A 19,026-nucleotide genomic window follows, 5' to 3' on the forward strand; every position below is an offset into this window, starting at 1 on the left:
TGGCGGAGGATCTCCGTAAACGTGAACGGGCCCTCCTACCCCTCCAGGAACATGCTCTGGTAGGTCTTGTTCGCATATCGAAGGTTGTCGTCCGCATCATAGATCGAGACCGCCTGGCCGCTCTCGTCGAGGGCTTCCACCAGGCACCGGAGGGTCTCATCATCGAGCTGGGAAGCGAAACGGCTCATGGAACATTTCAGGACGAGCGGGCAGACACTCTACCTAGAGGGGCATCGAACCGCAAATGCCCGGCATTCCACGAAGGACCGCCGCTTAGAGCATCGTGCGGAAAGGTGGCCCCGCTTTCCGCGTCGAACGACGCTGTAGCGTGAAGACCGTGGGCTCCCGATCTCCCCTGCGGGCCAACGAAACGGCCGGCCCCTCGTGATCCGAGTTGGCTGGCCGCTGACAGATCAATCATCAAAGCTCAGCTGAGCGGTGTGCGAGACGCCCGCTCAGATGTGGATCACGCGGTCATAGGCGTCCAGCACGCTCTCGTGCATGGTCTCGGAGAGCGTCGGATGCGGGAAGACCGCGTGGATCAGCTCCTCTTCGGTGGTCTCCAGGTTCATGGCGATCACGAAGCCCTGGATCAGCTCGGTCACTTCCGCGCCGACCATGTGGGCGCCGAGCAGCTGACCGGTCTTCTTGTCGAAGATCGTCTTCACGAGGCCGTCCGGCTCGCCGAGAGCAATCGCCTTGCCGTTGCCGATGAAGGGGAAGCGGCCGACGCGAATGTCGTAGCCCTGCTCCTTGGCCTTGGCTTCCGTGAGGCCCACGGACGCGATCTGCGGATTGCAATAGGTGCAGCCCGGGATCTTCGCCTTGTCCATGGCATGCGTGTGCAGGCCCTTGATGGTCTCGACGCAGATCACGCCCTCGTGCTCCGCCTTGTGCGCCAGCATGGGCGGGCCCGCCACATCGCCGATGGCATAGATGCCCGGAACGTTGGTGCGACCGAGGCCGTCCGTTACGACGACGCCGCGCTCGATCTTCACCCCGAGCTTCTCGAGGCCGAGATTCTCGATGTTGCCGACAACGCCGACCGCGGAGATCATCCGGTCAGCGGTGATCGTCTGCGTGCCGCCCTTGCCGTCGTCGATGGTGGCCGTGATGGAATTTGCGCCCTTCTCCACCTTCGTGACCTTGGCGCCTGACAGGATCTTCATGCCCTGCTTCTCGAAGCGCTTGCGGGCCAGCGCCGCGATCTCGGCATCCTCGACGGGCAGGATCTGCGGCATCACCTCGACCACCGTCACCTCCACGCCCATGGTGCGGTAGAAGGAGGCGAACTCGATGCCGATGGCGCCCGAGCCCATGACGATGAGGGATTTCGGCATGGCGGGCGGCACCATGGCCTCGAAATAGGTCCAGATCAGCTTGCCGTCCGGCTCGATGCCGGGCAGCGCACGCGGCCGCGCGCCGGTGGCGACGATGATGTTCTTCGCTGCGTAGGTGCCCGGCTCCAGCACGCCCTTCGGCACCGGGTTCTGCGGCTGCATGGCGGGTTTCTTCGGCGCCGTGACGACGACCTCGCCGGGCTTGGAGATCGTGGCCTCGCCCCAGATCACGTCGACCTTGTTCTTCTTGAGCAGCATGCCGACGCCGCCATTGAGGCGCCCGGAGACGCCGCGCGAGCGGTTGACGATCGCCGCCGCGTCGAAGCCGATGCCCTGAGCCGACAGGCCGTAATCCTTGGCGTGCTCCATGTAGTGGTAGATCTCGGCCGAGCGCAGGAGCGCCTTGGTCGGGATGCAGCCCCAGTTGAGGCAGATGCCGCCCAGATGCTCGCGCTCCACGACCGCGGTCTTGAACCCGAGCTGCGCGGCGCGGATCGCCGCCACATATCCGCCCGGCCCGCCGCCGATGACGATGATGTCGTATTGGTTTGCCATGGAACTGTCCCCCGTCATGCCCGGGCTTGGCCCGGGCATCCGCCTCATGGCGTGCCGGACCGTTGAGAAGGTGTGGGTGGCCGGCGCGAGGCCGGCCACGACATCGCGTGTTTAAACCAGCATTCCCATCGGGTTCTCGATGAGCTGCTTGAACGCTGCCAGGAGTTCCGCTCCGAGCGCTCCATCGACCACGCGGTGGTCGCAGGAGAGCGTCACGGTCATAGCCTGCACGACGGCCGGGGCGCCGCTCTTCACCACGACCCGCTGCTCGCCCGCGCCGACCGCCAGGATCGTGCCGTGGGGCGGGTTGATGACGGCCTGGAAGTCCTTGATGCCGTACATGCCGAGGTTCGACACGGCGGTCGATCCGCCGGTGTATTCCTCCGGCTTCAGGCGGCGGTTGCGGGCGCGGCCCGCCATGTCCTTCACCTCGGCCGAGATGGCGGTGAGGGTCTTCTGCTCGGCCTTGCGCACGACCGGCGTGAACAGGCCGCCCTCGATGGCGACGGCGACGCCCACGTCCGAATGCTTCATCCTCAGGATGCGGTCCTCGGCCCAGATCGAATTGGCGGCCGGTACGCGCTGGAGCGCGATGGCGAGCGCCTTGATGACGAAGTCGTTCACCGAGAGCTTGTAGGCGGGCTTGCCGTCCTTGTCCTTACCGGCCGCATTGTTGATCTGCTCGCGCAGCGCCATGAGCGCATCGAGCTCGCAATCGAGCGACAGGTAGAAGTGCGGGACCGTCTGCTTCGATTCGACGAGGCGCTTGGCAATCGTCTTGCGCATGCCGTCGAGGGGGACCTCCTCGTAGGTGCCGGCCTCGAACATGGCCTTGACCTGGTCGGCGCCCATGCTCGGCGCGAGCTGAGGCGCTGCGGGCTTCGCGGCGGGCGCCGGAGCAGTCGCGGCTGCGGCGGGAGCGGCAGCAGGCTTGGCACCACCGCCCTGGAGAGCGCTGCGCACGTCCTTTTCGACGATGCGACCATGCGGGCCGGAGCCCTGGAGCGATCCGATGTCGATGCCGGCCTCGCGGGCGATGCGCTTGGCGAGCGGAGAAGCGAAGACGCGGTTTCCGCCGGTCGCCTGCCCTGCCCCGTTGGGCTTGGAGGCCTGCGCGGGCCCAGCGGGCGCCTGATCGACTCGCGCGTAGCTCATGTGGGCCGAGGCGTCGCCCGGAACGGTATTGGCCTGCGGCTGGGACGCCGTGGCAGGAGCAGCAGAGGCAGGGGCCGGTGCGGCTTCCGCCTTCGGCGCGGGTGCCGGAGAAGCACCACCGGCGGCCGGAGCCGTGATGCTCTTCGGATCCTCGCCTTCGCCGGCGATCAGCGCAATGAGCTCGTTGACCGGCACGTCCGCCGTGCCTTCCGGAACGACGATCTTGGCGAGGATTCCCTCGTCGACCGCTTCCACTTCCATTGTTGCCTTGTCGGTCTCGATCTCGGCGATGACATCGCCGGACTTCACCGTGTCGCCTTCCTTCTTCAACCACTTGGCAAGGTTGCCCTTTTCCATGGTGGGAGACAGGGCGGGCATCAGGATATTGATGGGCATGGCGTTGTTGGATCCTGATCTTGAAAGGTTCAGTTGATGGCCTGCGTCGAGCCGGGATCGCTCGGATCGTCCAGCTCGGCCTGGATGCCGGCGGTGATCTCGGCGAGAGCCTCCTCCTCGGAGAACTCCGTTTCCATGGCATAGACACGCGCGGCGTGACGGGCGAGGTCCACCAGGAGCACGCCCCAGGTGAACGGATCATCGAAGGCGCGGCGCAGCGCGATGCTCACCGCCCCGTCGACCACCGAAGCCCTCAGGATCTCGACGCCCCCCTTTTCGAGGGCGTCAGGCGGAACGTTGAGGGCTTCGAATTTCCGTTCGGTCATGATGTCACCTGTAGCAAACGGCCTTCGCCGCCTGCACCACTTCGGCCACGGAGGGAAGCGCGAGCTTCTCGAGGTTGGCCGCGTAAGGCATGGGCACGTCCTTGCCGGTGATGCGGACTACGGGAGCGTCGAGGTAGTCGAACGCGTTCTCCATGATGCGCATGGCGATCTCGGCGCCGACGCCCGATTGCGGATAGCCTTCCTCCACCGTGACGCAGCGGCCTGTCTTCATGACGGAGGCGACGATGGTGTCGGTGTCCATGGGACGGATCGTGCGCAGGTCGATGACCTCAGCCTCGATGCCCTCCTTCGCCAGCTCCTCGGCCGCCTTGAGCGCGTAGGTCATTCCGATGGCGAAAGACACGATGGTCACGTCCTTGCCCTCGCGATGGATGCGCGCCTTGCCGATCGGCACGGTGAAGTCGTCGAGCTTCGGCACCGGGAAGGACTGCCCGTAGAGAATCTCGTTCTCCAGGAACACCACCGGGTTCGGATCGCGGATCGCGCTCTTGAGCAGGCCCTTGGCGTCGGAAGCCGTATAGGGCGCCACGACCTTGAGGCCCGGGATCTGCGAGTACCAGGCCGCAAAGTCCTGACTGTGCTGGGCGGCCACGCGGGCGGCGGCGCCGTTGGGACCGCGGAACACGATGGGCGCGCCGAGCTGGCCACCGGACATGTAGAGGGTCTTGGCGGCCGAGTTGATGATCTGGTCGATCGCCTGCATGGCGAAGTTGAAGGTCATGAACTCGACGACGGGGCGCAGGCCCGTGAAGGCCGCGCCGACGCCGACGCCGGCAAAGCCGTGCTCGGTGATCGGTGTGTCGATCACGCGCTTGGCGCCGAATTCCTGCAACAATCCTTGCGTGACCTTGTAGGCGCCCTGGTATTCGGCCACCTCTTCGCCCATCACGAAGACCTTGTCGTCCTTGCGCATCTCCTCGGCCATGGCGTCGCGAAGGGCCTCACGGACGGTCATGTTGACCAGCTCCGTTCCCTCCGGAATTTCCGCCATCGCATCGTAGGAAGTGCGGCTGGTGATGACCGACGGAGCGGCGGGCTGCGCCACCGGCGTCACGTCCGTGCCCGGGATCGAATCCGGCGACGGCCGGTCGGCCATGCCTTCCCGCTGCATGTCGGGGGTGGGAGCAGGCTGCGCCTCCGGGGCCGAGGCGGCTGGCGCCTTGGCGGAGGAAGTGGCGGCCGATACGTCCTCACCCTGTCCGGCGAGGATCGCGATCGGCGTGTTGACCGCCACGTTGTCCGTGCCGTCGGAGACCAGGATCTTGGCGAGGACGCCTTCGTCGATCGCCTCGACCTCCATGGTCGCCTTGTCGGTCTCGATCTCGGCCAGCACGTCGCCGGGCTTGACCTGATCGCCTTCTTTTTTCAGCCACTTGGCCAGTTTGCCCTGCTCCATGGTGGGCGAGAGGGCAGGCATGAGAATATCGATCGCCATGAAAGACTCGTTTTGATTGTCGCTAAGGCGAAAATGGGGAGCGGCGCTTGCGCACGCCGCTTAGAGAAGGATGTCCGTGTAGAGCTCGGACGGGTCGGGCTCCGGATCGTGCGTGGCGAATTCGGCCGCCTCGTTGACGATCTCGCGCACCTTGCTGTCGATGGCCTTCAGCTCGTCTTCCGACAGCTTCCAGCTCTCCAGCAGACGACGGCGCACCTGCTCGATCGGATCGTACTCCTCGCGCATGCGGGTCACTTCGTCCTTCGTGCGGTACTTCGCCGGATCGGACATGGAGTGGCCGCGATAGCGGTAGGTCTGCATCTCGAGGATGTACGGCCCCTTGCCGGAACGGGCATGTTCGATCGCGCGCTGGCCGGCGGCGTAGACCGCACGGACATCCATGCCGTCGACCTGCTCGCCGGGAATGCCGAAGGACAGTCCGCGCTTCGAGAAATCGACCTGCGCCGACGCGCGGGTCACGGCCGTGCCCATGGCGTAACGGTTGTTCTCGATCACGTAGACGACCGGAAGCTTCCAGAGCGCCGCCATGTTGAAGCTCTCGTAGACCTGGCCCTGGTTGGCCGCGCCGTCGCCGAAATAGGTCAGGCAGACATTGCCGTTCTCGCGGTAATGGTTCGCGAAGGCGATTCCGGTGCCGAGGGACACCTGGGCGCCGACGATGCCGTGGCCGCCATAGAAATGCTTCTCCTTGGAGAACATGTGCATGGAGCCGCCCTTGCCTTTCGACAGGCCGCCGCGGCGTCCCGTCAACTCGGCCATGACGCCCTTGGCGTCCATGCCGCAGGCCAGCATGTGACCGTGATCGCGGTAACCCGTGATCACCTGGTCGCCCTCTTTCGTCGCCATCTGCATGCCGACGACCACGGCCTCCTGGCCGATGTAGAGGTGACAGAAACCGCCGATCAGGCCCATGCCGTACATCTGACCGGACTTCTCCTCGAAGCGCCGGATCAGCAGCATGTCGTTGTAGGACGAAAGGTCCTGGTTCTTGTCGAATTGTGGGATGTTGGGGGCAGCTCCGCGATTGGAGCCTTTACCGGAAGTAGTCTTGTTAGCCGCGCCAGCACCGGCACGGCCCGCCTTGCGGGCAGCAACAGCCATCGGGTCCTCCGAAGGGTTTCCTCGACGAAAGTTGTAGCGCAGACGGAATCGGAAATCGAGAGGCCCAAAAGGTGTTTTGCGCTGCACAATGAAAAGGGCAACTTACTGATTTTACAGATTTATTTTCGATCAACTCGAATTCAGTTAAGCAGAACTTTTAAGTTATTGTTAATTATGGCCCCGTGATGATCACGAGGTCGTTCTTGTGCACACGTCCTAACATTACGCGAGCGCGCTCTTCGAGCAGATCACGGTCGATCTGGTCGCTCCGAAGCAGCGCGATACGGCGCTCCCACTCGGAGCGCTGCGTCTTTAAACTATCGAGTTCCGAGGAAAGTTCGGCGACCTGCGCCTCATATTTCTGCTGAGCCTCGATACCCCGCGCACCGCTATGGGCGTGGTGCACGAAATAGGCCGCCACGCCCGCCGAGATGCCGTAGAGCACCAGGGGGATGAGGAATCGTCTCAATCGTCTGCGGATCACCATGGGGCAGAGTCTTACGCCAGCATGGTTAAGGAGGGGTTAGAGATTGAACACAAGGCCCTGTTTCACGCCTGCGTCCTCACCTACCCGGTGCCGGTGGTCCCGAGCCGGAAGGCACCGCGCTTCGAGCAATCGAGATCGCCCGGACCGTCCCAGCCATGACGTGCGAGAAGGCAAAGAAAAAGCCGCCTCGCGGCGGCTTTCTCACTGCGTTGCTGTCGGCGGAATTCAAGCCAGCGCCTTCAGCGCCGCCCGGCCCGCATACACGGCCTGCGAACCAAGCTCTTCCTCGATGCGGATGAGCTGGTTGTACTTGGCCAGTCTGTCGGAGCGGGCAAGGGAGCCGGTCTTGATCTGTCCGCAGTTCGTCGCCACCGCGAGGTCTGCGATGGTGGAATCTTCCGTCTCGCCCGAGCGGTGGGACATGACGGCCGTGTAGCCGGCGCGGTGGGCCATGTCGACGGCGGCCAGGGTCTCGGTGAGCGAGCCGATCTGGTTCACTTTCACGAGAAGCGAGTTGGCGACGCCCTTTTTGATGCCCTGCGAGAGGCGGTTCACGTTGGTGACGAAGAGATCGTCGCCCACGAGCTGGCACTTCGAGCCGATGAGGTCGGTCACGGCCTTCCAGCCCTCCCAGTCGTCCTCGGACATGCCGTCCTCGATGGTCGCGATGGGATAGGCTGCGACGAGCTTGGCGAGATACTCCGCCTGCTGCTGCGGATTCAGCTTCTCGCCCGTGCCCTCATAGACGTAAGTGCCGTTCTTGAAGAACTCGGTGGCCGCGCAATCGAGGCCGATCACCATGTCCTGACCGGGTTTGTAGCCGGCCTGCTCGATGGACTTCATGATGAAGTCGAGGGCTGCCTCGGCGGACGGCAGGTTCGGGGCGAAGCCGCCCTCGTCGCCCACATTGGTGTTGTGGCCGGCATCCTTCAAAGCCTTCTTGAGGGTGTGGAACACCTCGGCGCCCATGCGCACGGCTTCGGCCAGGGTCGGCGCGCCGACCGGCATGACCATGAATTCCTGGAAATCGATCGGGTTGTCCGCATGAGCACCGCCGTTGATGATGTTCATCATCGGCACCGGCAGGACCCGGGCCTGGGTGCCGCCCACATAGCGGTAGAGGGGCAGGGTCGAGGCCTCGGCGGCCGCCTTGGCGACGGCGAGCGAGACGCCGAGAATGGCGTTCGCGCCGAGGCGTGCCTTGTTCGGCGTACCGTCGAGTTCGATCATGGTCTCGTCGATGGCGACCTGCTCTTCCGCATCCATGCCGCCGATGGCGTCCAGGATCTCGTTGTTGACCGCGTCGACGGCCTTGAGCACGCCCTTGCCGAGATAGACCGACTTGTCGCCGTCACGCAGCTCGACCGCCTCGTGTGCGCCCGTGGAGGCCCCGGAGGGCACGGCGGCGCGGCCCATGGAGCCGTCTTCGAGGGTCACATCCACCTCGACCGTGGGATTCCCCCGGCTGTCGAGGATCTGGCGGGCGAAAACGTCGATAATCGCGGTCATGAGCAGGCTCCTGCTGGCTGAATGCCGCCGTGTCCGTCTCGCCGACGGGTGCGGCCTCTCGTCATGAATTGGCTTATTGACCGAAATGCCCATGTGAGCAAGGACGGCAAGAGCTTTCCCTTTATCAATCCAAGGTCAAATCCAGATGACGGAAACCACCCTCCAGCTCGGCCATGCATCCGCCCTGCCCCAATCGCCCGAGGAAGCGCAGCTCGACCGGGTGCCCAATCCCCATTCCGACACCGATTACCTCGCACGTTTCACCGTGCCGGAATTCACCTCGCTTTGCCCGGTCACGGGCCAGCCGGACTTCGCGATTCTGGTGATCGATTACGTTCCCGGGCCCTGGCTCGTCGAATCCAAGTCGCTCAAGCTCTACATGCACAGCTTCCGCAATCACGGCGCCTTCCATGAGGATTGCACGGTCGCCATCGGCAAGCGCCTCGCGGACCTGCTGGAGCCCCGCTACCTGCGGATCGGCGGCTACTGGTACCCGCGCGGCGGCATCCCGATCGACGTCTTCTGGCAGACCGGCGAGCTGCCGAAGAACCTGTGGCTGCCCGACCAGGGCGTGGCGCCTTATCGCGCCCGCTGACCGGCCGTCTTCGTCAGGACGAGCGAAGCCGTCACGCCGACGCAGACGATGATCAGGGCGGCGATTCCCGTCGCCCCGGTCAGGCCGATTGTACGCAGGCCGAAGCCCATCAGGACGACGCCGAGCGCTTGTCCGCAGAAGAACGAGAAGGCATGAAGCGCGACCGCCGAGGCGCGGGCGCCGGGTGCCACCTCCGTCACCTGAGCCTGGAAGGTGTTGTGGAGCATGTAGAAGCCCAGCCCCATGAGCAGCAGGGCAGCCGCATCGAGCTTCCAGTCGCCGCCGGTTCCAAGCACGAGGAGCGCCGATCCGGCGAAGAGCCCTCCGCCCAGAAGGATCTTGCCGATGCCGAGCCGTCGCAGCATCCAGGCCACGAGAGCGGAATAAACCAGGCCGCCGAGGGCAAAACCGCCGATGGCGAAGCCCGCCTGGGCCGCTCCGCCCCCGCCCCTCTCCTCGAGCAGCGGCGCCACATAAGGAAAGATTCCGAACAGGGCGATAGCCTCGACGAAGACCGAGCCGAAGAGGAACAGCGCGCGCGGATTGGACAGGATAATCTTGTAGCGCAGGATGGCTGCGCGCGGATCGAACCGTCCGCCCGGCAGCGCGCCCCGAAAACCGATGACGGTCGCGGCGAGCGCCAGCGCCATCATGATGGTGGAAAGGCCAAACACGCCGCGCCAGCCGATCCACTCTGCGAGGAGCCCCGCAAGGGATGAGCCTGCAAGCTGTCCGATGATGACGGCCACCAGGTAGCGGCTCAGGGCGATCTGCCGCCGTTCCATCTCGACCCTGTCGCCGATCAGCGCAATGGAAAGCGGCACCGCACCACCCGCAGCGGCGCCCGCAATGATGCGGAGAGTGAACAGCGTCGCCGCATTCGGAGCGAAAAAGGAACAGGCCAAAGCCAGGAAAAGGATCGACAGCGCCACTTTCATGACGCGCTCCTTGCCGAGCGCATCGCCGATGGGCCCCAGTACCGGCTGGATGAAGGCATAAGGCAGGGCGAAGGCAGCCGACAGGAGAGCGATGGTTTGCGGTTCGGAGCCCAGGTCCCGGGCTATGATCCCGACCATCGGCTCGACCGCACGGCCGGAGAAGGTGCTCGCAAAGCCGCTGGTGGCGAGAATAAGGATCAGGTTGCGGGAGGACATGGAGCTCTAACGATTGAGGCCGCGAGGCGGTATTCACTCCTTATCATGGCTCCGCGATCGAGCGAGCGGTAGGGACGCAGACCTGCCCTCCCGAAAAGTCATGAATGTGTGGCCCGATCGTTTGCATCCGAAGAGGCGCGTTAGCGAAAAGAGGTCCCGCCTCTCCACCTCAAACGACTTGCCATTGCCCGAGGATGAAGTCTCAAACGTATAAATCATTCGAAATGGTCCTCGACAGCAAAAGCCCCATTCTCACGTTGCTTCCGTTACTTCGAATCCGGGCGGAGAGTTCAAGGTACCTCGACATGAACTACATCGCCTCGCCCCATACGGCTTGCTAACCTTGTTCGATGAGCGCAGTTTAGGCAAAAGCTTGAAAAGGGGAATTACACCCTGAGGGCCAACTATGGCTTTCTCCAGGGCCGGAGCCGTCACTCGACCGGCAGTGGTCGGTCAGCGGGAGGTGCGCATGGAACAGATCCTCATCAATCTGATTGCGGGCGCAGCGGGAGGCGGGGCAGCCGGTAAAGCCTCTCCGAATTTCGACCTCGGCACAGCTGGAAATTTGATTGCCGGTGCGGTCGGCGGCGGAGTGCTCGGACAAATCCTATCACTTGCCATGCCGGCCATCACTGCATCTTTCGCGAGCGGCAATTTCAGCGTCGGGGGAGTCATCGCCAACCTCGTCAGTGGCGGCGCCGGCGGTGCAATTTTGACCATCCTGATCGGCGCACTCAAGAACAGGGCGGCTTGAAAAGCCTGCTGCTCGAAGAATTCGGCCTTTGCTCCCGCACCAGCCCTTCGCGGCTGCCTCCCTGCGCTTGAGGCTAGAGCATTTTTCGGTGAAGTGGATCCGGCTCACCGTCAAAAAATGTGGCTCAGCAAAGGAGAGAGATGACTTCACGTGAGCGGAATCAGCTCCCGTGCGGTCGGAAGGCCTGCATCCGGCCGGCACTTGACCCGACCTGCGAGTCCTGTCCCACTGTTGCGGTGGCTTCTGCCGCCGAACGCCGACTCAGGTCGATCTGCCCTTCACCAGGGCATCGAACGCCTTGAGCTGCGCGAGCAGCCCTTCCAATTCCTTCAACGGCACCATGTTGGGTCCATCCGACGGTGCCTTGTCCGGGTCCTGGTGTGTCTCGATGAAGACGCCCGCGACACCGACCGCGACGGCGGCGCGCGCGAGCACCGGCACGTATTCCCGCTGGCCGCCGGAGGTCGTGCCCTTGCCACCGGGCTGCTGCACGGAATGGGTGGCGTCGAAGATCACCGGGGCGCCCGTCTCGGCCATGATCGGCAGGGAGCGCATGTCGGAAACGAGCGTGTTGTAGCCGAAGGAGGCGCCACGCTCGGTGAGCATCACGTTCGGGTTGCCCGCCCCCGTCACCTTGGCCGCCACATTGGCCATGTCCCACGGAGCCAGGAACTGCCCCTTCTTCACGTTGACGACCCGGCCCGTCTTCGCCGCAGCGACCAGCAGATCCGTCTGGCGGCAGAGGAAGGCGGGAATCTGCAGGATGTCGACCACCTCGCCCACCGGAGCGCATTGGTCGTTCTCGTGCACGTCGGTGATCACCGGCAGTCCGTAGGTCTCCTTCACCTCGGCGAAGATGGCGAGCGCCTTGTCCAGCCCTATGCCCCGGGCACTCGTGATTGATGTACGGTTCGCCTTGTCAAAGGACGACTTGTAGACGAGGCCCAGGCCCAGCTTTCCCGTGATCTCCTTGAGCGCGGCCGCCATCTCGAGCGCATGCTCGCGGCTTTCCATGGCACAGGGCCCGGCAATGATGCTGAGCGGCAGATGGTTGCCGAAGCGGACATTGCCGGCCTCGACGATGGCGGGGTGCGGTTTGGTATCGGTCATGGGCCGTCTCTATCCTGTCTGCGACACCATGCAAAGCGGCCATGTGCATAGCACCTCTTCTCATGATGGGCGGCGATAAGCGACGACGGGCCTTCCTTAACCAAAAGCCGGAAAGGTCGTTTCCTTCCGACCAAAGGTCGATTTACTTTAGGTGAACTCTAAAACATGCTCCTATGCGCATGGAAAGATTGAGAAAATTTACCTTAAAAACAATCCTGAACCGGATCGTTCAACCATATCGCAGCGCTTGGGGGGCGCTCCTATGTCCGAACACAACAAGGTGCACGAACTCGTGGCTCTCAGGACGGCGCTCGGCTTCACTCAGAGCAAAATGGCCCATGAGATCGATCTGAATCTGCGCGACTACCAGGCCTTCGAATGGGGCGAGAGCGAGATCCCTGATCTCTATCTCAGGGCTATCGAGCGGATCGCCATGCTCTATGCCGTGCGGCACAAGAACCCGATGCTGGTGCCGCCTGCCCTGCGTGCGGAGGCCGTTCAATTCGCCCGCATGGTCGAAGCGAGCATTTGAAGTCGTTTTTCAGAACGTCATCGCCGCCGCATTGATGATTCCGGCGGCGAGGGACGCGGCGCCGAGGAACAGCGCTGCTGCCATTTCGCCCCCGGCGATGCGCTGGGACAGGTTTGGCATGGCGATGCGGACCAGCCAGTAGACGAGAATCTGCACGGCCAGGGCCACCAATCCCCACACCAGGCAATCGACGATGGTCTGAGCGTGGACGATGGCGCTCGCCAGCGGAAGGGCGAAGCCCACGAGGCTGAAACCGAGGGCGGTCGCCGCCGAGATCACGTTCTCACGGATCAGCGCGAACTCGTTGTGCATGGTCGCGAGCGTATACACCGCCAGATAGAGGCCCACGAGGGCGACCGCGAGTACGAAGAAAATCAGGAAGTCGGCCAAGCCCGCCAGAGATGAAGCCACGATTAGTCCCCCACACGATGTTTTTCCATCGTCTAGGGGATCATGGTTAATATTACGTTGGCTCGAACGCGATTGCGACGCCGAAGGCCGCGCTGGCTGGCACGATGAGCCTGCTGCCGATATGCTGATAGGGAATCTCGGCCGCATCCAGCCACTTCGCATGAGCGTGAATGTCCTCGACGCGGATCGCGAAGGCCACGAAGGACGGCTGGTCGAGCTCGGCCTCGACCGAACCGTAGTTCTCGGCCGCGTCGTCGGGCGTGAGCACGTCGATGTGGCTCTCGCTCAACCGGAAGGACAGGTCGTCGCCGTCCGGACTGGCCGGCTCGACGCCCGTGAAAGCGGCCAGGAACGCGCGAAGCCGCTCCGGGGCGGGCGCGGCCAGGGTGACCGAAGCAATCCGGGTCGCCCTGTTGTCGTGACGTTGGAATTGCGGGTTCCAGAAGTTTTCCGGAAAGTGCTGCTGGCACACGAAGAAACCGGCCTTCGGGGCATCCTTGTCCGATGCGAAAGCCAGCGTGAAAGCGACTTTCGTTTCGCTGCCATCAGGCCGTTTTCCGCTGCGCTCGAAATGGAACGGCTCGAACGATCCGATGCCCTTCTGCGAGAACAGAGCCGCGTCCGCCTCGGCATTCGGGCTGTCGAGGACCAGCATGGCGAGGCCCTCGCGGTCCCTCAGATAATCCTCGAGGAAGGCGCCGAAGCTGAAGGCGCTCGCCCGATGCGGCGCGATTGCTGCCCCCTCGCCCACCGAGATCAGCTCGATGAAGGAGCCGGGAAACTGGACGATCCGATTCTCCGTCCCCCAGGGATGGCGGTTGCGGGCCCCGACCTGGAATCCGAGCCGCCGATAGAAATCTCCGGCTCGATCGAGGTCGCGAACGGCAATGACGAGATGGTCGATCCGGCGGGTCATCGGGCTCTTTCCTGTAACGAGAGCATAGACTTAGGCACGAATCCGGATTTGGCCAGGATAGATGCTTCCGATGACCTGAGGAACGCTCGAGCCCAAAATGAAATCACCGGCGCACGGCCGGTGATTTCATAGCAACGGAAACGCTTAGACCAGCCGGCTCTGCTCCACGGCCGCGTGGATGAAGCTCTTGAAGAGCGGATGCGGCTCGAACGGGCGCGACTTCAGCTCCGGGTGGTACTGGACGCCGATGAACCAGGGATGGTCTTCGTATTCCACAATCTCCGGCAGAACGCCGTCCGGCGAGACGCCCGAGAAGCGCAGGCCCTTCTGCTCCAGCTTGTCGCGGTAGGTCATGTTGACCTCGTAACGGTGCCGGTGCCGTTCGGAAATCTCCGTGCCGCCGTAGATGTCGGCCACCTTGCTGCCGGGCTCGAGCGAGGCGTGATAGGCCCCGAGCCGCATGGTGCCGCCGAGATCGCCACCGGAGGCGCGCTTCTCCAGCTCATTGCCGCGCAGCCACTCGGTCATCAGGCCGACGACCGGCTCGGAGGTCGGACCGAACTCCGTGGAGCTGGCATCCTTGATGCCGGCAAGCGAGCGGGCAGCCTCGATGACCGCCATCTGCATGCCGAAGCAGATGCCGAAATACGGCACTTTGCGCTCGCGGGCGAAGCGGGCCGCACGGATCTTGCCCTCGGCGCCACGCTGGCCGAAGCCGCCGGGAACCATGATACCGTGGATCCCTTCGAGGAACGGCGCCGGATCCTCGTGTTCGAAGATCTCGCTCTCGATCCATTCCAGGTTCACCTTCACCTGGTTGGCGATGCCGCCGTGGTGAAGGGCCTCGATCAGGGACTTATAAGCGTCCTTGAGGCCGGTATACTTGCCGACGACGGCGATGGTGACCTCGCCCTCCGGGTTGTGGACACGGCCCGAAATGGTCGTCCAGCGGGAGAGATCCGGCGTCTTGGCGTTGTCGAGCCCGAAGGCCGCCAGGACTTCGCTGTCGAGCCCGGCCTCGTGATAGGCCAGCGGTACGTCGTAGATCGAGCGTGCGTCGCGCGCCTCGATCACCGCCGTCTCGCGCACATTGCAGAACAGGGCGAGCTTGCGCCGCTCGTCCTTCGGGATCTCGCGATCGGTGCGGCAGAGAAGGATGTCGGGCTGGATGCCGATGGAGCGTAGCTCCGCCACCGAATGCTGGGTCGGCTTGGTCTTGAGCTCGCCGGCGGACGGGATGAACGGCAGCAGCGTCAGATGGACGTAGATCGCCTGCCCCCGGTCCAGATCGTTGCCGAGCTGGCGGATAGCCTCGAAGAACGGCAAGCCCTCGATGTCGCCGACCGTGCCGCCGATCTCGACCAGCACGAAATCGAAGCCCTCGTTGCCCGTGAGCACGAAGTCCTTGATGGCGTTGGTGACGTGCGGGATCACCTGGATCGTGGCGCCGAGATAATCGCCGCGCCGCTCTTTGGTGATAATGTCGAGATAGATGCGCCCGGTGGTGATGTTGTCAGCCTTGGTGGCTGGCACGCCGGTGAAGCGCTCGTAATGCCCGAGATCCAGATCGGTTTCAGCGCCGTCGTCGGTCACGAAGACCTCGCCGTGCTGGTAGGGACTCATCGTCCCCGGATCGACGTTGAGATATGGGTCGAGCTTGCGAAGCCGAACCTTGTAGCCGCGTGCTTGGAGAAGCGCTCCCAGGGCCGCCGAAGCCAGACCCTTGCCGAGCGAAGACACCACGCCGCCGGTGATGAATACGTACCGCGTCATGGACCCCTATCCATAAAGATCGGGCGCCGATTCGCAATCGCGAACTGCGTGCCCCGAAACCCATCCACAAAAAGAGAGGGCCGGAGGACCGGCCCTGGTTTTCACTTACTGCTGAGGCGCTGTGGGCGCCGGCGTTGCGGGGGCCGGAGCCGCCGGCTGGTCCCCTTGGAGGCGTTGCAGCTGCTCGAGCACGCTGCCACCCTGCGGAGCCGCCGGAGCCTGCTGGCCCGGAGCGGGAGCCGCCGGCGCGGCGCCATCGAGAATCGAGCGCGGAGCCCGGGTCGTGGTCGCCATGACGGTCAGCGCGATGCTGGTGACGAAGAAGAGGCCCGCCAGGATCGCCGTCGCACGGGTGAGCGCATTGGCCTGCCCGCGACCGGTCATGAAGCCGGACACGCCGCCTCCGCCCCCACCGCCGCCGAGTCCCATGCCGCCGCCTTCGGAGCGCTGCAGGAGAACCACGCCGATCAGGGCGAGCACGATGACCAGATGGACAATGATGAGAACTGTTTGCATCGTTTTCAAAAACCTCAAGCGGCTGCGCACAGGGCGTCAGCCGCTCGCAATCCGTTCGTTGCGGCGGCCTGTAGCATAGGTGGGCGCAGGATCAAAGACCCGCAAGCCGCCTTTTCTCAGTTAGCCGAGATAGGCGCCTGCGATAGCGAGGAAATCGGCCGCCACGAGACTGGCTCCGCCGACCAGAGCGCCGTTGACGTTGTCCACCGCCATGAGCTCGGCTGCATTCGAAGGTTTGACGGAGCCGCCGTAGAGGATCCGGACCTTGGGCGCTTCCGACTTGCCGACGAGGCGGCGCAGTTCGTCACGGATGAGCGCATGCACCTCCGCCACGTCCGCGACGGTCGGCGTCAGCCCGGTGCCGATGGCCCAGACCGGCTCATAGGCGACCACCAGGTTGTGACTGTTCGAATCGACCGGGATAGAGCCCCGCAGCTGCTTGCGGACGACCGCGAGCGTCTTGCCGGCTTCGCGTTCTTCTCGGGTCTCTCCGACGCATACGATAGCCGTCAGGCCCGCCCGGTGGGCAGCCACCGCCTTGGCGCAGACGTCAATGTCCCTCTCCTTGTGGTATTCGCGGCGTTCGGAATGGCCGACGATTACGTAGGTCGCGCCGGCATCGGCCAGCATTTCGGCCGAGAGGTTGCCCGTGAAGGCCCCCGATTCCTTGGCGTGGCAGTCCTGGCCTCCGATGGCGACGCGGGAGCCGACCGATGCATAAGCGAAGAGCGAGAGAAGCGTCGCTGGAGGGCAGACCGCCAGCTCGACCTTGGCCTTCAGACCAGGCGTGTAACCGGCATGGATTTCGGTCAGAACCTTGGCCGAACTCTTCAGCCCATTCATCTTCCAGTTTCCCGCTACCAGCGGGCGCGGCCTATCGACGCTCATTTAAGGCACTCCTGTCACGCTCGATAATTCGGCAGTACAGAGGCTTGAGCCTTCTTTCAACCAGACTTGCCCTTTTCGTAGAGCCCCTGATCGGTTATCGGCAGGTTTAACGAGTTTTTGGAAAACGGGTTCACGATGCTTCGGAACATGCGCAAGGCTGGGCAGACCGTGGTCGGCAAAGCCATCGCCACCATCTTTTTCGGCGCCCTGATCGTCAGCTTCGCCATCTGGGGCATCGGCGACATCTTCCGGGTGACCCCTGCCTCCACGGTGGCAGAGGTCGGTAGCACCAAAATCACGGTCGATCAGGTCCGTACTGCCTACACCAACGAGCTTCAGCGGCTCGGTCGGCAGTTCCGTACGGTCATCAGCCCCGAGCAGGCCCGTGCCTTCGGCATCGACCAGCAGGTGATTTCCAATCTCGTGACCGAAGCCGTGATGGCCGAGCAGGCCAAGAAGATGGGCCTCTCCGTCTCCGACCAGCTCGTCGCTGGCTCGATCATGAACAATCCGGCTTTCAAGGGCGGCGACGGTCAGTTCAACCGCGCCCTCTTCGACCAGGCCCTGCGCAATGCCGGTCTCTCCGAAGCTGGGTTCGTGCAGGAGCAACGCTCCGCCATGGTTCGCCTCCACCTGGCAGAGGCCATCGCCGGCGACGTCAACGTGCCGGTGGCCGCCAAGGAGGCATTCCACCGCTACGGAACCGAGCGCCGTGCGGCCTCCTACCTGCTCCTGACACCAGCCATGGCAGGAGACGTTCCGGCGCCGACCGCCGAACAGCTCCAAACGTTCTTCAACGAGCGCAGGAGCGCCTTCCGGGCGCCTGAATATCGGGCCGTTTCGGCCCTCGCGCTCGACGCTGCCGCTCTCGCCAAGCCCGATTCCGTGTCCGAAGCCGACGCCCGCCAGGTCTATGAGCAGCAGAAGGCGAAGTACGGCACGCCGGAGCGCCGCACGATCCAGCAGATCACCTTCCCGTCGCAGGCGGAGGCCGAGGCTGCGGCCGGCAAGATCAAGGAGGGCACGACGTTCGACGCCATCGCGGCCGAGCGCAACGTCTCCCCGCAGGATCTGGAGCTCGGCACCTTCACCAAGGCCGAGATGCTCGACCAGACCGTGGCGGATGCGGCCTTTGCCCTTGAGCAGAATGCCGTCAGCGCACCGATCACGGGCCGTTTCGGCCCCGTGCTCGTGCGGGTGACGCAGATCCAGCCCGAGGCCGTCCGTCCCTTCGAGGAGGTCGCCGGCGAACTTCGCCAGGAAGTGGCCCAGGAACGCGCCAAGGACCAGATCGAGCGAATTCACGACGAGATCGAGGACTTGCGCGCCGGCGCCAAGCCTCTCGCGGACATCGCCAAGGAAAAGGGCCTGACCCTGGTCCAGATCCCGGCTGTCGACGCCAACGGGCTGGACAAGGCAGGCAACCCGGTCAACCTCCCCGAGAAGGACGCCGTGGTGAAGGCCGCCTTCGCGTCCGACATCGGGGTGGACAACGAACCCCTGCGCACTTCAGCCGGCTATGTCTGGTACGACGTGACCGGCATCGAAGCGTCCCGCGAGAAGAATCTCGACGAGGTCCGCGATCAGGTCGCGACCCAGTGGCGAGAGGACCAGGTGGCGCAGCGTCTGTCGGAAAAGGCGAACGAACTCACAGCGCGGTTGGAAAAGGGCGAGAGCATCGATGCCGTCGCACAATCTGCAGGGGCGCCCGCGCAGAGCGCGACCGACCTTACCCGCAACACGGCGAAGGACGCCCTCACGGCCGAGGCGGTGAACCGGATCTTCGCCGTTCCGGTCAGCAAGACGGGCCACGCCGCGAACGGCACGGATGCCCGCGTTGTGTTCAGCGTCACCTCCGCCACGGTGCCGCCGCTCGTCACAACCACGCAGGCCGCGCAGAACACCGAAAATCAGCTCCGCACCGGCTTCAGCGACGACCTGCTCAACCAGTACATCGCCCAGGTGCGCCAGGATCTCGGCGTCACCATCAACCAGCAGGCGCTGCGCCGGGCAACGGGCGGCGAATCGTAA

At 64.1% G+C, this 19,026-nt stretch carries 19 protein-coding genes; 4 read left to right on the forward strand and 15 right to left on the reverse strand.

The genetic code is table 11. From position 1 onward, the window contains the following. Positions 1-35: 35 nt before the first annotated feature. From U0023_RS20380 to eno, 8 genes are all read right to left on the reverse strand, one after another. Entirely contained in the window at positions 36-188 is a 153-nt protein-coding gene (locus U0023_RS20380; RefSeq protein ID WP_009491182.1) for a hypothetical protein, read from the reverse strand. Positions 189-455: 267 nt separating this feature from the next. Continuing rightward, entirely contained in the window at positions 456-1,895 is a 1,440-nt protein-coding gene (gene lpdA / locus U0023_RS20385) for a dihydrolipoyl dehydrogenase (RefSeq protein ID WP_009491181.1), read from the reverse strand. Between the two features lie 111 nt (positions 1,896-2,006). Next, the gene (locus U0023_RS20390) at positions 2,007-3,446 is read right to left on the reverse strand and encodes a pyruvate dehydrogenase complex dihydrolipoamide acetyltransferase (RefSeq protein WP_009491180.1); all 1,440 of its coding nucleotides are present in this window, start codon (positions 3,444-3,446) and stop codon (positions 2,007-2,009) included. 29 nt (positions 3,447-3,475) lie between these two features. After that, positions 3,476-3,772 (reverse strand): DUF5076 domain-containing protein, encoded by a 297-nt coding sequence (locus U0023_RS20395; RefSeq protein WP_009491179.1) that lies wholly within the window; start codon positions 3,770-3,772, stop codon positions 3,476-3,478. A 4-nt stretch (positions 3,773-3,776) separates the two neighbouring features. Then, positions 3,777-5,228: a pyruvate dehydrogenase complex E1 component subunit beta gene (locus tag U0023_RS20400; RefSeq protein ID WP_009491178.1), complete on the reverse strand. Its 1,452-nt coding sequence runs from the start codon at positions 5,226-5,228 to the stop codon at positions 3,777-3,779. A 60-nt stretch (positions 5,229-5,288) separates the two neighbouring features. Further along, positions 5,289-6,350 carry a pyruvate dehydrogenase (acetyl-transferring) E1 component subunit alpha gene (pdhA, locus tag U0023_RS20405; protein WP_009491177.1) on the reverse strand — a complete coding sequence of 354 codons (1,062 nt, stop codon included), beginning with the start codon at positions 6,348-6,350 and terminating at the stop codon, positions 5,289-5,291. A gap of 172 nt (positions 6,351-6,522) precedes the next feature. Beyond that, positions 6,523-6,837, reverse strand: coding sequence for an FtsB family cell division protein (locus tag U0023_RS20410; RefSeq protein WP_009491176.1), 315 nt, complete (start codon positions 6,835-6,837; stop codon positions 6,523-6,525). Between the two features lie 225 nt (positions 6,838-7,062). Beyond that, the gene (gene eno / locus U0023_RS20415) at positions 7,063-8,346 is read right to left on the reverse strand and encodes a phosphopyruvate hydratase (RefSeq protein ID WP_009491175.1); all 1,284 of its coding nucleotides are present in this window, start codon (positions 8,344-8,346) and stop codon (positions 7,063-7,065) included. Between the two features lie 145 nt (positions 8,347-8,491). Between eno and queF the strand changes: the two genes are divergently transcribed. Further along, positions 8,492-8,941: a preQ(1) synthase gene (gene queF / locus U0023_RS20420; RefSeq protein ID WP_009491174.1), complete on the forward strand. Its 450-nt coding sequence runs from the start codon at positions 8,492-8,494 to the stop codon at positions 8,939-8,941. On the opposite strand, the gene U0023_RS20425 is transcribed toward queF, so the two are convergent. Next, the gene (locus U0023_RS20425; RefSeq protein WP_009491173.1) at positions 8,926-10,095 is read right to left on the reverse strand and encodes an MFS transporter; all 1,170 of its coding nucleotides are present in this window, start codon (positions 10,093-10,095) and stop codon (positions 8,926-8,928) included. The genes queF and U0023_RS20425 overlap by 16 nt on opposite strands. Before the next feature lie 469 nt (positions 10,096-10,564). On the opposite strand from U0023_RS20425, the gene U0023_RS20430 reads away from it, so the two are divergent. Continuing rightward, entirely contained in the window at positions 10,565-10,849 is a 285-nt protein-coding gene (locus U0023_RS20430) for a hypothetical protein (protein ID WP_040638270.1), read from the forward strand. A gap of 261 nt (positions 10,850-11,110) precedes the next feature. Here the strand turns inward: U0023_RS20430 and kdsA are convergent, their stop codons facing one another. Then, entirely contained in the window at positions 11,111-11,959 is an 849-nt protein-coding gene (gene kdsA, locus U0023_RS20435) for a 3-deoxy-8-phosphooctulonate synthase (RefSeq protein ID WP_009491171.1), read from the reverse strand. A gap of 262 nt (positions 11,960-12,221) precedes the next feature. On the opposite strand from kdsA, the gene U0023_RS20440 reads away from it, so the two are divergent. Then, positions 12,222-12,491, forward strand: coding sequence for a transcriptional regulator (locus tag U0023_RS20440; protein ID WP_009491170.1), 270 nt, complete (start codon positions 12,222-12,224; stop codon positions 12,489-12,491). Between the two features lie 9 nt (positions 12,492-12,500). Here the strand turns inward: U0023_RS20440 and U0023_RS20445 are convergent, their stop codons facing one another. The 5 genes from U0023_RS20445 to tpiA form a co-directional block, all read right to left on the reverse strand. Further along, positions 12,501-12,905: a DUF350 domain-containing protein gene (locus U0023_RS20445; RefSeq protein ID WP_195904177.1), complete on the reverse strand. Its 405-nt coding sequence runs from the start codon at positions 12,903-12,905 to the stop codon at positions 12,501-12,503. Between the two features lie 49 nt (positions 12,906-12,954). Beyond that, complete coding sequence (locus U0023_RS20450; RefSeq protein ID WP_009491168.1) at positions 12,955-13,818, reverse strand: VOC family protein; 864 nt, start codon at positions 13,816-13,818, stop codon at positions 12,955-12,957. A gap of 144 nt (positions 13,819-13,962) precedes the next feature. Then, the gene (locus U0023_RS20455; RefSeq protein WP_009491167.1) at positions 13,963-15,591 is read right to left on the reverse strand and encodes a CTP synthase; all 1,629 of its coding nucleotides are present in this window, start codon (positions 15,589-15,591) and stop codon (positions 13,963-13,965) included. A 105-nt stretch (positions 15,592-15,696) separates the two neighbouring features. Beyond that, positions 15,697-16,107 (reverse strand): preprotein translocase subunit SecG, encoded by a 411-nt coding sequence (gene secG / locus U0023_RS20460; protein ID WP_009491166.1) that lies wholly within the window; start codon positions 16,105-16,107, stop codon positions 15,697-15,699. 120 nt (positions 16,108-16,227) lie between these two features. Then, the gene (tpiA, locus tag U0023_RS20465) at positions 16,228-16,995 is read right to left on the reverse strand and encodes a triose-phosphate isomerase (RefSeq protein ID WP_009491165.1); all 768 of its coding nucleotides are present in this window, start codon (positions 16,993-16,995) and stop codon (positions 16,228-16,230) included. Between the two features lie 147 nt (positions 16,996-17,142). Between tpiA and U0023_RS20470 the strand changes: the two genes are divergently transcribed. Next, positions 17,143-19,026 carry a SurA N-terminal domain-containing protein gene (locus U0023_RS20470; protein ID WP_245272907.1) on the forward strand — a complete coding sequence of 628 codons (1,884 nt, stop codon included), beginning with the start codon at positions 17,143-17,145 and terminating at the stop codon, positions 19,024-19,026.

It is taken from the genome of Microvirga lotononidis (assembly GCF_034627025.1).
Taxonomy (GTDB): Bacteria; Pseudomonadota; Alphaproteobacteria; order Rhizobiales; family Beijerinckiaceae; genus Microvirga; species Microvirga lotononidis.

What these genes read in the sequence shown, in the direction of transcription:
- U0023_RS20380 (WP_009491182.1), bottom strand. Translation starts at nt 188, where the DNA reads ATGAGCCGTTTCGCTTCCCAGCTCGATGATGAGACCCTCCGGTGCCTG.
- lpdA (WP_009491181.1), bottom strand. Translation starts at nt 1,895, where the DNA reads ATGGCAAACCAATACGACATCATCGTCATCGGCGGCGGGCCGGGCGGA.
- U0023_RS20390 (WP_009491180.1), bottom strand. Translation starts at nt 3,446, where the DNA reads ATGCCCATCAATATCCTGATGCCCGCCCTGTCTCCCACCATGGAAAAG.
- U0023_RS20395 (WP_009491179.1), bottom strand. Translation starts at nt 3,772, where the DNA reads ATGACCGAACGGAAATTCGAAGCCCTCAACGTTCCGCCTGACGCCCTC.
- U0023_RS20400 (WP_009491178.1), bottom strand. Translation starts at nt 5,228, where the DNA reads ATGGCGATCGATATTCTCATGCCTGCCCTCTCGCCCACCATGGAGCAG.
- pdhA (WP_009491177.1), bottom strand. Translation starts at nt 6,350, where the DNA reads ATGGCTGTTGCTGCCCGCAAGGCGGGCCGTGCCGGTGCTGGCGCGGCT.
- U0023_RS20410 (WP_009491176.1), bottom strand. Translation starts at nt 6,837, where the DNA reads ATGGTGATCCGCAGACGATTGAGACGATTCCTCATCCCCCTGGTGCTC.
- eno (WP_009491175.1), bottom strand. Translation starts at nt 8,346, where the DNA reads ATGACCGCGATTATCGACGTTTTCGCCCGCCAGATCCTCGACAGCCGG.
- queF (WP_009491174.1), top strand. Translation starts at nt 8,492, where the DNA reads ATGACGGAAACCACCCTCCAGCTCGGCCATGCATCCGCCCTGCCCCAA.
- U0023_RS20425 (WP_009491173.1), bottom strand. Translation starts at nt 10,095, where the DNA reads ATGTCCTCCCGCAACCTGATCCTTATTCTCGCCACCAGCGGCTTTGCG.
- U0023_RS20430 (WP_040638270.1), top strand. Translation starts at nt 10,565, where the DNA reads ATGGAACAGATCCTCATCAATCTGATTGCGGGCGCAGCGGGAGGCGGG.
- kdsA (WP_009491171.1), bottom strand. Translation starts at nt 11,959, where the DNA reads ATGACCGATACCAAACCGCACCCCGCCATCGTCGAGGCCGGCAATGTC.
- U0023_RS20440 (WP_009491170.1), top strand. Translation starts at nt 12,222, where the DNA reads ATGTCCGAACACAACAAGGTGCACGAACTCGTGGCTCTCAGGACGGCG.
- U0023_RS20450 (WP_009491168.1), bottom strand. Translation starts at nt 13,818, where the DNA reads ATGACCCGCCGGATCGACCATCTCGTCATTGCCGTTCGCGACCTCGAT.
- U0023_RS20455 (WP_009491167.1), bottom strand. Translation starts at nt 15,591, where the DNA reads ATGACGCGGTACGTATTCATCACCGGCGGCGTGGTGTCTTCGCTCGGC.
- secG (WP_009491166.1), bottom strand. Translation starts at nt 16,107, where the DNA reads ATGCAAACAGTTCTCATCATTGTCCATCTGGTCATCGTGCTCGCCCTG.
- tpiA (WP_009491165.1), bottom strand. Translation starts at nt 16,995, where the DNA reads ATGAGCGTCGATAGGCCGCGCCCGCTGGTAGCGGGAAACTGGAAGATG.
- U0023_RS20470 (WP_245272907.1), top strand. Translation starts at nt 17,143, where the DNA reads ATGCGCAAGGCTGGGCAGACCGTGGTCGGCAAAGCCATCGCCACCATC.